Origin of the sequence: Modicisalibacter sp. 'Wilcox' (assembly GCF_010993675.1) — a bacterium.
Taxonomy (GTDB): Bacteria; Pseudomonadota; Gammaproteobacteria; order Pseudomonadales; family Halomonadaceae; genus Modicisalibacter; species Modicisalibacter tunisiensis.
This window is the reverse complement of the sequence record NZ_WNXF01000029.1, coordinates 1-8,446: the sequence shown is the minus strand read 5'-3', so window position 1 is coordinate 8,446 and position 8,446 is coordinate 1. Positions and strand designations below refer to the sequence as shown.

Annotated in this window: 16 protein-coding genes; 14 read left to right on the top strand and 2 right to left on the bottom strand. The window is 60.3% G+C overall.

The genetic code is table 11. The annotated features are described in order from the left end of the window. Positions 1-463: 463 nt before the first annotated feature. From G7A98_RS16360 to G7A98_RS16325, 8 genes are all read left to right on the top strand, one after another. Positions 464-955, top strand: coding sequence for a hypothetical protein (locus G7A98_RS16360; RefSeq protein WP_205596302.1), 492 nt, complete (start codon positions 464-466; stop codon positions 953-955). Positions 956-1,136: 181 nt separating this feature from the next. Continuing rightward, on the top strand, positions 1,137-1,760 hold the full coding sequence (locus G7A98_RS16355) for a recombinase family protein (RefSeq protein WP_163650747.1): 624 nt from the start codon (positions 1,137-1,139) through the stop codon (positions 1,758-1,760). 347 nt (positions 1,761-2,107) lie between these two features. Beyond that, on the top strand, positions 2,108-3,019 hold the full coding sequence (locus G7A98_RS16350; protein ID WP_163650746.1) for a replication initiation protein: 912 nt from the start codon (positions 2,108-2,110) through the stop codon (positions 3,017-3,019). A 552-nt stretch (positions 3,020-3,571) separates the two neighbouring features. Then, complete coding sequence (locus G7A98_RS16345) at positions 3,572-3,949, top strand: hypothetical protein (RefSeq protein ID WP_163650745.1); 378 nt, start codon at positions 3,572-3,574, stop codon at positions 3,947-3,949. 72 nt (positions 3,950-4,021) lie between these two features. Then, positions 4,022-4,171, top strand: a complete 150-nt coding sequence (locus G7A98_RS16340; RefSeq protein ID WP_163650744.1) for a hypothetical protein — start codon at positions 4,022-4,024, stop codon at positions 4,169-4,171. Continuing rightward, positions 4,168-4,422 (top strand): hypothetical protein, encoded by a 255-nt coding sequence (locus G7A98_RS16335; RefSeq protein ID WP_163650743.1) that lies wholly within the window; start codon positions 4,168-4,170, stop codon positions 4,420-4,422. The genes G7A98_RS16340 and G7A98_RS16335 overlap by 4 nt, the downstream gene beginning before the upstream one ends. Continuing rightward, positions 4,419-4,637 carry a hypothetical protein gene (locus tag G7A98_RS16330; RefSeq protein WP_163650742.1) on the top strand — a complete coding sequence of 73 codons (219 nt, stop codon included), beginning with the start codon at positions 4,419-4,421 and terminating at the stop codon, positions 4,635-4,637. The genes G7A98_RS16335 and G7A98_RS16330 overlap by 4 nt, the downstream gene beginning before the upstream one ends. Beyond that, positions 4,637-5,143, top strand: a complete 507-nt coding sequence (locus G7A98_RS16325; protein ID WP_163650741.1) for a hypothetical protein — start codon at positions 4,637-4,639, stop codon at positions 5,141-5,143. The genes G7A98_RS16330 and G7A98_RS16325 overlap by 1 nt, the downstream gene beginning before the upstream one ends. A gap of 69 nt (positions 5,144-5,212) precedes the next feature. Here the strand turns inward: G7A98_RS16325 and G7A98_RS16320 are convergent, their stop codons facing one another. Both G7A98_RS16320 and G7A98_RS16315 read right to left on the bottom strand, forming a co-directional pair. Next, entirely contained in the window at positions 5,213-5,485 is a 273-nt protein-coding gene (locus G7A98_RS16320; RefSeq protein WP_163650740.1) for a BrnA antitoxin family protein, read from the bottom strand. Beyond that, positions 5,463-5,738: a BrnT family toxin gene (locus tag G7A98_RS16315; protein WP_163650739.1), complete on the bottom strand. Its 276-nt coding sequence runs from the start codon at positions 5,736-5,738 to the stop codon at positions 5,463-5,465. Before G7A98_RS16315 ends, G7A98_RS16320 begins: the two co-directional genes overlap by 23 nt. Before the next feature lie 256 nt (positions 5,739-5,994). Between G7A98_RS16315 and G7A98_RS16310 the strand changes: the two genes are divergently transcribed. The 6 genes from G7A98_RS16310 to G7A98_RS16285 form a co-directional block, all read left to right on the top strand. After that, entirely contained in the window at positions 5,995-6,255 is a 261-nt protein-coding gene (locus tag G7A98_RS16310; RefSeq protein ID WP_163650738.1) for a hypothetical protein, read from the top strand. Continuing rightward, the gene (locus tag G7A98_RS16305) at positions 6,252-6,416 is read left to right on the top strand and encodes a hypothetical protein (RefSeq protein ID WP_163650737.1); all 165 of its coding nucleotides are present in this window, start codon (positions 6,252-6,254) and stop codon (positions 6,414-6,416) included. The genes G7A98_RS16310 and G7A98_RS16305 overlap by 4 nt, the downstream gene beginning before the upstream one ends. Beyond that, on the top strand, positions 6,413-7,276 hold the full coding sequence (locus G7A98_RS16300) for a hypothetical protein (RefSeq protein ID WP_163650736.1): 864 nt from the start codon (positions 6,413-6,415) through the stop codon (positions 7,274-7,276). The genes G7A98_RS16305 and G7A98_RS16300 overlap by 4 nt, the downstream gene beginning before the upstream one ends. Before the next feature lie 9 nt (positions 7,277-7,285). After that, positions 7,286-7,705, top strand: a complete 420-nt coding sequence (locus tag G7A98_RS16295; protein ID WP_163650735.1) for a DUF5681 domain-containing protein — start codon at positions 7,286-7,288, stop codon at positions 7,703-7,705. Continuing rightward, positions 7,692-7,883, top strand: a complete 192-nt coding sequence (locus G7A98_RS16290) for a hypothetical protein (protein ID WP_163650734.1) — start codon at positions 7,692-7,694, stop codon at positions 7,881-7,883. Before G7A98_RS16295 ends, G7A98_RS16290 begins: the two co-directional genes overlap by 14 nt. A 366-nt stretch (positions 7,884-8,249) precedes the next feature. Next, on the top strand, positions 8,250-8,446 hold a 197-nt coding region (locus G7A98_RS16285; RefSeq protein WP_163650733.1), incomplete at its 3' end, for a hypothetical protein.

The window sequence follows — 8,446 nt, the reverse complement described above, 5'->3', positions numbered from 1 at the left end:
CGCGCTATCGCCGCCGCCAAGGCGAAGCCGACCTATTCGCGTGGAGCGGTGCCGGTCCTGGTGGCGGTCATCGAGGAATGATCTAGGCTGCCGCTGTTCTCCAATTACGGGAGCGTCCCGCACTATCCCTGGCGAGTTTTCGGACTAGTACGCGCACGCGGGGTAAGGGGTGCACGATCCAGTGACCCCCTGCACCGGCCACGGATGAAACGAATGAAACGGCAAATCCCTATGATCTGAGGGATTCAGCCGTCACACCAGCAACCCTGCCCCGAGCCGCTACTTGTGACCCTGGCTCACCTTTGCCAGCGATATGCGAATCTGCATGACGGCTGCAAGGATCGTTGCATCGCCTGAATACCCCCGGCTGGGGGAATTGCGAAAGGGGTTTGCGCAAGTTGCCCAGCCTTCCAGCGGCGCTAAACTGTCGGGCATCCGACAACAAGACCCTACAGCGCCCTACATGCCCGCACTGACCATAGGCCGCATGGCCAAACTCTACGGATTGCACCGCTCGACGCTATACGAGGCTGTCGAGAAAGGCCGCGTCACTGCTGGCTTCAATGGGAAAAATCAGCGTGTCATCGACCTATCCGAGATGATCCGGGTTTATGGCGAGCCGCCAGGGCAAGCCAGACAAAACCCGACAGACCCGACACCTTCGGCAGACACCGACCCGACACCCGACAGCTACCGGGAATTGGTCGAGGAGCTGCGAGCACTGCGTCAGGAAGTGCGAGAGCTGAAGGAGCAGATGCGCCTGCTACCTGCGCCTGAACAATCGACGGCGAAGCCAAGGGGGCAGCTTAGGCCGCTGGGAGCCCCGCCAGAACCGCCAGAAAAGCCGCGTGAGAGGAAAAATCCTTCAACCCCTACCAACCCCCCACCTGAAGGCGGGATCAGCTTTGCAGACATCGAGAAGCGGCTTGCTGAGCGCCTGAGCAGGCAATCGTAAAGCGGTCCTTTGCACGAGTAGTCCAATAATCGTGCATAGACCATGCGTGTTCGTGTCGGGTATATCCAAAAAGTAACGATTGGCAAGACGCTTATAGCTGTTCGGTATTTCACAGCGACCACCCTTTTCGTAACACTATTAAACGAACACCCATAACGAACAAGGGAAGTGGAGGGGAAGCATGAAAGCCGCTCGCATCTATATCCGCGTCAGCACCGCCGAGCAGGACCTGGAGCGCCAACACAAGCTCATCGAGGACGCTAAGGCCAAGGGTTACTACATCGCCGGCACCTACGAGGATAAGGCCAGCGGCACGAAGTCAGACCGCCCAGGGCTACAGCGCATGATTGACGAGCTACAACCTGGCGACGTGGTAATAGCCGAGAAGATCGACCGCATCAGCCGCGCCCCGCTCAAGGAAGCCGAGGCACTGGTGAACGCCATCAAGGACAAAGGGGCGAAGCTATCCATTCCTGGCATGGTGGATCTATCCGACATCGAGGCGGAAGGCATGGCCAAGATCGTGCTGGATGCGATGCAGGACATGCTGCTGAAGATCGCTATGCAGATGGCCCGCGATGACTACGAGACACGCCGCGAGCGTCAGATGCAAGGCATTGCTTTGGCTAAGAAAAAAGGCGTTTACAAGGGTCGCCCACGCGATGAGGAGAAGCGGAAGCAGATTGCCGGATTGCTTGGAAAAGGGGCCGGTATTCGTGAGGTGGCGCGCGCCATGAAGTGCTCGCCATCGACCGTTCAAAAAATCAAAAACGAGATGGCTAAGTCGGGATCAGGAAATAAGTAATCGCCCGCACTTTACATAAGTGATTCGGGCAATAGAATGGATGGATTGAGTGCCCAGGGGCTAAATAGAAGAAGCCCCCGGAGCGGCAAACTCCGAGGGCTTCAATACGTGGGTAACGATAGGCGACCAAACCAGTTTCGTTACCCGATTTTCCTTACAGCTAGGCATGACGGCGCTATGTCCGACATTGTACAACACGAGAGCGCAACGGGCACCACCCCGCGTGACGGGCTTACCACCCGCCACAAGCGCTGCTTGCGTTTGGGCAATGCTAAACGGATTCGAGTCTGCGTCAAGCGATCGGACGACATTCGCTGTCTGCCTGGCTGTCTGACATGGACAGCTAAATGCACGCAATTGATTATTTTGCAACGACTTTACCAGCACGCCCACACTGCGCTAACGACCCTCAGGCAGACAATAGAATTCGCCCCCGAGCCAAGGCTTTAGGGTATCGGCTCATCGAGCCCAACAGCACTGGCAGCCTCCGCTGGCTGGCCTTTGACGTAGATCGTCCAGGGGCGGCTATTGATTGGGAGGATAGGCATGTACCGGCACCGACGATTACTTGTCAGAATCCCGATAACGGCCATGCTCACCTGCTATACGCCTTATCGGCCCCAGTAGCTCGCACAAGCGCCGCAAGGCTCAAGCCGCTGCACTATGCCGAGATGATCGAGCACAGCCTTAGAACGGCTCTCGGGGCCGATAAGGGCTATAGCGGCAATCTAGTCAAGAATCCGGCCCATCCTCATTGGCGTGTGACGGCATGGGCGGACGCTTATTCCCTGGATGACCTGGCCGACAATCTGACGATGGTGCCGCGTTCTCGTCGATCCGCCAACGATGACGAGATAGCTGGACTGGGCCGCAACTGCGAAACCTTCGAGCGACTCCGTCTGCACGCCTACAAGGCCGTCCGTGACTACTGGGGCCCTAATGGAGAGGAACGCTTCCATGCCCATCTGCTGGCTGTCGCTACTGACATGCAGACTGCCTACGTGGAGTCGCTGCCATACAGTGAAGTGAAGGGTATAGCGAAGTCGGTCGGTCGCTGGGTATGGCGTCGCTTTGATCGTGAGAAGTTCCGCCGCATACAGGCGCACAGAGGCAGCAAGAAGGGGAAGGCGCGCCGCGACCTGCTGCTGCCACAGGTTATTGAGATGCACGCTCAGGGGCACTCTAACCGGGTGATCGCGAGCACATTGGGTGTCGATGACAAGACGGTTGGAAATTGGCTCCGCAGTATCCGTGCCTAGCAGGGTGCGGAAAAGCCTTATCAGATAATGCACCGCTAGGTGTTGATTCAGCCCTACGCACTACGATCCACCAACGAAGCAATGGGCCCTACAGAGCAGGTGCAGACATCGACGGCCTCAAGGTGCATCAAATACGCCGCACTGATTCAGGCCATCGAGGCACGCATCAGGGAGGAAACGGGGTACGTCCTGACTCTCGAATCTGAGCCGCTGTGACGAGGGGCTGTGCGAAATAAGGAAATTGGCCACGAACCGCTCAACCATGCGAGTTACAGGGCGATTAGGCTGCCTACCTTTGTGGCTAATACTGAGGTGTTTCCTTCCTCTTTATGTCCTTCCATGTCCTTATGCCTTGTTATTCCCATACGCGGCTCTCATTGCGCCTTTGAACATTAATCCGCGTAGCGCTCCCCCCCCGAACGCTAACCGTCGTCTGCTGGCGGCTTCGATTCATTGCCCTGCTTACAGGTTTGAACAGGTTGGCATTGCATTCGTCATCATCTAACGATAACGTGTCACACGTAACACACCACACACGAAGGCATGATCCAGATGACCGACACCATGTCGCACCTGACAACCCGCGTCCCCAAGCGCCTGATTGCCGACCTGGATGGGCTGGCAAGGCAACGTCGGATGACAACAGGGGACAGCGTGAGCCGTGCCGATCTGGTCCGGGAAGCCCTGGAGAACATGACGAGTGGTAAGTCTGCCCAGGGGGATCTGCTGACCGATGGGGATGACTTCGGTGCCTTGGTGCTGGACATGCTGGAGCGCTTGGCTGACGAGGCTGAACGCCGCCATCTGCTGGATGACAGCACTGGTCAGGACTTCGGGATGGCCATCTGGCCCGCTGCTGAGGGGGATGATCGTCTCGCCCGCCTGAGAGCCTTCACGAGCAAGCTGCACGCTGCATTGCGCGACGTGTAGAAACGAAGTGGCCCCGCGCTGCGCCAACAGCCGGGACCGCGACACATCGGCGACGCTACGGAGGAAGCCGACATGCAATACCCATCTTACCATCTGCCCGCCCTGGACAGGGCAACGCTTGGTCGTCTGGTGGCGATCCTGACGCCCTACCGTGCCGAACGCATCACGCCTGCTGTCATGGGCCTCGCCCTGCAACTCGCTCGTCTGGAGGCCAAACAATGATGACCCCGAATGATCGTTACCAACTCTCCCGAGCCACCCTGAGCGGCTGCGCTGGTGAGATGGAAAGCACCGCCCGTGCGACCCGCGCTATCACTGACCTGCTGCGCCTCGATCATGAGGAAGAATTGGCCCTGAGCCCCCACCACCGCGATGGGCTGCTGACCGCCCTGGATCTGATGGCGGACAGCCTGCTGCGCCGGGCGGCATTCGCCCAGTCCAACCTGCATAACGACTTCGAGAGGCAGGCATGACCCGGCAAGACCAATTCAACATCATCGAAGGCGACCAGAAAGCCATGCAGGAAGCGTCAGTGGTCATCGCTGGCGTTGTCGATCTGCTGGACGGCGAGGCAATCACGGACTTTCACCGGGGCGCATTGCACGAAGCCCTGCGCATGGCTGCCAATCAACTTCAGGACCGCGTAATGTACCTTCAGAACCAGCGTGACAGCGGGGGTGGTAAGTAATGACGACGACCATCTACGCCATCGACCGCCCCTTTGCCGACGGCACCGTCGAAGTCTATGGCGAACCTGACATGGGGTGGTACGAGTGGCGCATCATCGAGCGCGGCGACATCATCCACGACAGCGGCAAGCACGGCACAAGCGGCATGCAGTACGGATCGCCAGCCATCGCCTTGCGGGATGCCCTGAACCACGTCGAGCCGCCTACCCAGGAGCCCGCCCTGGTGACGCCTATCTCGTGGGTTCCCGGACGCGACGCTCTCAGCGAGAACTTGACCCAGGTGAATCGGCTGGCCGATGTGGTGCGCGGCATGGCGACTGCCCTGATAGACGAGACAGCGAACGCCAAGACGCTGCGCAGCGTCATGAACCCCGATCATCCGAATGGTCGCTTGGGAATGGTCTACACAGACACCCGCGTCCAGCATGCCGAGCGCGTGGCCCAGGTACTCAACAAAGCGGCGGATGATCTGCGCGACTTGGCACACATGGAGAACGAGCAATGAGCCGACCAACACACTAATTCGGCACTTCCCGTGTCCCTTCGCCCGGCCATCCCAGCCGGGCTTTTTTGTCTAGCCGTGCTCCCTGATGTACTCGCGTAGCGCTTGGTCGATCCGGCGTTGCCATCCCGGCCCCTGAGCCTTGAAGTGATCCACCACGTCAGGCGACAGCCGCATGGTCGTCTTCACCTTGGTCGGGGCATGTTGTGGGCCACGCTGACCCCGTTGCCGGATGGTGCGCTGGAGATCGGCGGGCAGCACGTCAGACATGGGACGCATCTGCTTAACGTCCTGGTCGGTCAGCTCCCTGACTTCGCCTTCCTTATCCGTCAGTCGCTTGCTCATAGCGCCTTACCTCTCGTGCATTGGCTTTGCGAAAGCTGATGACCCGAATCCCGCCATCGACCGGCGTGAAGCACACCACATGGACACGCTGGCCGATCAGCCCCAGGGCAACGAAGCGCCGCTCGGGGTAGTCATGCCGCGTGTCTTCCGTGTACAGCGCCCCTTCCCAATCGAACCGCTCGACCACCGTGAAGGGCAGCCCCCGCTCGCGTTCGTTACGTGCGCTTTTGTCAGGATCGAAGTCTATTCGCATGGATTTAATTGTATGGACAAAAAGAAGGCATGGATAGTTCGACGTGTGCCGTGTTACTCAATGGGTGGTGCAGACTTACTGTAACGATACCAGCCGATTTATCCCGCTCCAGGCCGCATTCCTGCGCGGCCCTATCCGTTCGATTGAAGTCTACCCTACATAAACGCACAGAATCGGACAAATAAGCATAAAAACAAGCATTCTTATTCCTTTGTGCTATAATGTAATAAGCATAGATCAGTAAGGAATAAGCCCGATGATCGAAGCCGCCATTGAGCTGCTGGAAACGACCGACCTGCCGACTTGGGTGGATGACGCCCCGCTGCGTCGTGAGCTGGAGCGCCTGCGTGAAGACGTGCGTGCCTACCAGATCGCCGCTGGCTACGACATGGCCAAGGCATCGCGCAAGGCCGCCCAGGTGAATGAACGCGCCGACCGCATCCGCGCCTTCATGCGAGGCCACCGGCACAGCACGCTTGAGCGCCGTTATTGGGCTGACATGAGGACACCGGCATGAGCAGTCGCCAAGGGAAACGCAACGTGAAGCCGACCAAGCGTGAAGTCGCTGGCTATTACGCCCTGCTGAAAAGCGCTGCCGAGTCAGGCGACACCGACGCCGCCCGCCATCTAATCGACCTTTTCAATCAAGACCACCACCGCAAGGAAACCGCGCAATGACCCGAGGACTGCAAACCGTACAGGGTGGAGACTTCCACACCATCAACATCACGCGCCCCGACTGGGAACTGTTGCTCGACTATCAGATCGTCGGCGCTCAGGGGCTTGTGCCCGGACAGCGCTCACGCTGGGACATTGGCCGCTACTTCACGCGACCGGCTCACGACCTGTGGACCGCCGCTGTCTCCGAGTATGAGCGCGTTGCCCCGCAGATCGACGCCATCCGCCAGAATCCCGACCTTCACGACGACGGCAAGGCCCGCCGCGCCCTTGAGATCATCCAGCCGGTTATCGACGCTCTGGAAGCCAAGGAAGCGAAGATGAACGCCGAGATCGCCGACCTTGTACAGATGGCCCCGAAGGCGTTGCAGCCCGTCCAGCCCCTGGCCGACAAGGACGTGATGGGCGAGATGCGCGACCAAGAGATCCGCACCTTCCTGCATCGCGCCGGTAGTGGTGAGCGGAGCAAGCTGCTGGGTGAGATGGTGAAGGGTAGCCATCCCGAACTGACCGCCGCCGTCCTGCGTTCCCCGTCCTATCTGGTGACCGGCTTCTCCGAGCTGGAGACTCAGCGGCTTGAGAAGGCAGGCATCGCCGCTGCGCACGCTGACGACATTGAAGCCCTGGACGCCCTGCGGCTCGCCTTCGATGACGCCCGTACCGCCGCCCTGCGTGCCGTGAAGGGGCTGGCTGAAATTCTCGGCCCTCTCCAGCTTCGTCAGGGATCGCCGCTGAGCCGGAAGATCGAACCGGCGTTCAAGAAGAACCCCGACCTCGAAACCTTCCATGAGTGGCTTAAGTCGATTCCCCGCCCGCCCAAGCGTGCCGAGCGCCTGGAATCCGTGAAAGCTGCATCGTGAGGATGATGAATGGCCAAGCGCGATAACAATGGGCGCTTCGTGCCGGGGCAGTCTGGCAATCCGTCAGGCCGCCCCAGTCGCGCCGCTGAGCTGCGCAAGCTGCTGGATGGTGATGCCGAGGACGTGGCCCGGAAAGTGGCTGAGGCAGCCAAGGGCGGCGATCTGCGTGCCGCTGAGCTGGTGTTGGCCCGCTGCGTGCCGGTACACCGCCCAAGCCATGCCCCGACCCCGTTCGACCTGGACAGGGACAAGCCGCTGGCCGATCAGGGCCGTGACGTGTTGGCCGCCATCGCATCCGGTGAGCTGCCGCCCGATACCGGCAAGCACCTGCTAGACGCCCTGACCGCACTGGCCAGAGTGGCCGAGATCGACGAACTACAAGCCCGCATGGCGAAGCTGGAGGAGGAACTGGCCAATGCCCCGCAGTAACGCGACCGCACTGACGAAGCGCCTCGATGCCCTGGAGGGCCACCGTGGCAATACCGTTGTCCGCCAGATAAGTGACCTGATGGATGAGCTGAGCGCCAAGGCAGCGGGTGGTCGCATTGACCACGGCGACAGCGAACTGATGCAGATCCTCGATGGAGGCGATGACGATGCCGCGTAGCAGCCTTGCCGACCTTGAGAAGCGAGTGGCCGCCCTGGAGCATCGCTCGAACGGTGGGCCCCTGCTGATCGCATTCATGCCTCGTGCCGATGACGGCTCACATGCTGGCTATGAGTGCATCCCCGGCAATGGCCTGTCTGAGATCGTGTGGCGTGCTGACGGCGAAAGCGAAGACGGGATGAGAGACAGGGCTAGGGCGACCATACAGCGCCTGAGACGCGAAGGTGGAGCCGCTGGGGCGGTGGCCTACTGCCTTGGCGTGGATGCCCAGGGGGTGAGTCTATGAGCCGCTTGGACATACGCCGCCGCCTGGATCGAGCCGAGACGGTTCTTGGCGCTGAAGACGACCGCCCTGACGCGATCCTGATGCCCATCGTGGACAGTGAGGGCAACACCCTGCCCGCACTGGGCTGGAAGGAAGCCATGTGTTCCGACCCGGTGGAGACCCTGCGGGAGCCGGGAGAGAGCGACGAGGCGCTGGAGGCCCGCGCTATCGCCGCCGCCAAGGCGAAGCCGACCTATTCGCGTGGAGCGGTGCCGGTCCTGGTGGCGGTCATCGAGGA

Bases quoted from the DNA above. Each gene is read 5' to 3' on its own strand.
- G7A98_RS16355 (WP_163650747.1), top strand. From the start codon at position 1,137: ATGAAAGCCGCTCGCATCTATATCCGCGTCAGCACCGCCGAGCAGGAC.
- G7A98_RS16335 (WP_163650743.1), top strand. From the start codon at position 4,168: ATGATGACCCCGAATGATCGTTACCAACTCTCCCGAGCCACCCTGAGC.
- G7A98_RS16340 (WP_163650744.1), top strand. From the start codon at position 4,022: ATGCAATACCCATCTTACCATCTGCCCGCCCTGGACAGGGCAACGCTT.
- G7A98_RS16330 (WP_163650742.1), top strand. From the start codon at position 4,419: ATGACCCGGCAAGACCAATTCAACATCATCGAAGGCGACCAGAAAGCC.
- G7A98_RS16345 (WP_163650745.1), top strand. From the start codon at position 3,572: ATGACCGACACCATGTCGCACCTGACAACCCGCGTCCCCAAGCGCCTG.
- G7A98_RS16290 (WP_163650734.1), top strand. From the start codon at position 7,692: ATGCCCCGCAGTAACGCGACCGCACTGACGAAGCGCCTCGATGCCCTG.
- G7A98_RS16360 (WP_205596302.1), top strand. From the start codon at position 464: ATGCCCGCACTGACCATAGGCCGCATGGCCAAACTCTACGGATTGCAC.
- G7A98_RS16300 (WP_163650736.1), top strand. From the start codon at position 6,413: ATGACCCGAGGACTGCAAACCGTACAGGGTGGAGACTTCCACACCATC.
- G7A98_RS16325 (WP_163650741.1), top strand. From the start codon at position 4,637: ATGACGACGACCATCTACGCCATCGACCGCCCCTTTGCCGACGGCACC.
- G7A98_RS16295 (WP_163650735.1), top strand. From the start codon at position 7,286: ATGGCCAAGCGCGATAACAATGGGCGCTTCGTGCCGGGGCAGTCTGGC.
- G7A98_RS16350 (WP_163650746.1), top strand. From the start codon at position 2,108: ATGCACGCAATTGATTATTTTGCAACGACTTTACCAGCACGCCCACAC.
- G7A98_RS16315 (WP_163650739.1), bottom strand. From the start codon at position 5,738: ATGCGAATAGACTTCGATCCTGACAAAAGCGCACGTAACGAACGCGAG.
- G7A98_RS16320 (WP_163650740.1), bottom strand. From the start codon at position 5,485: ATGAGCAAGCGACTGACGGATAAGGAAGGCGAAGTCAGGGAGCTGACC.
- G7A98_RS16310 (WP_163650738.1), top strand. From the start codon at position 5,995: ATGATCGAAGCCGCCATTGAGCTGCTGGAAACGACCGACCTGCCGACT.
- G7A98_RS16305 (WP_163650737.1), top strand. From the start codon at position 6,252: ATGAGCAGTCGCCAAGGGAAACGCAACGTGAAGCCGACCAAGCGTGAA.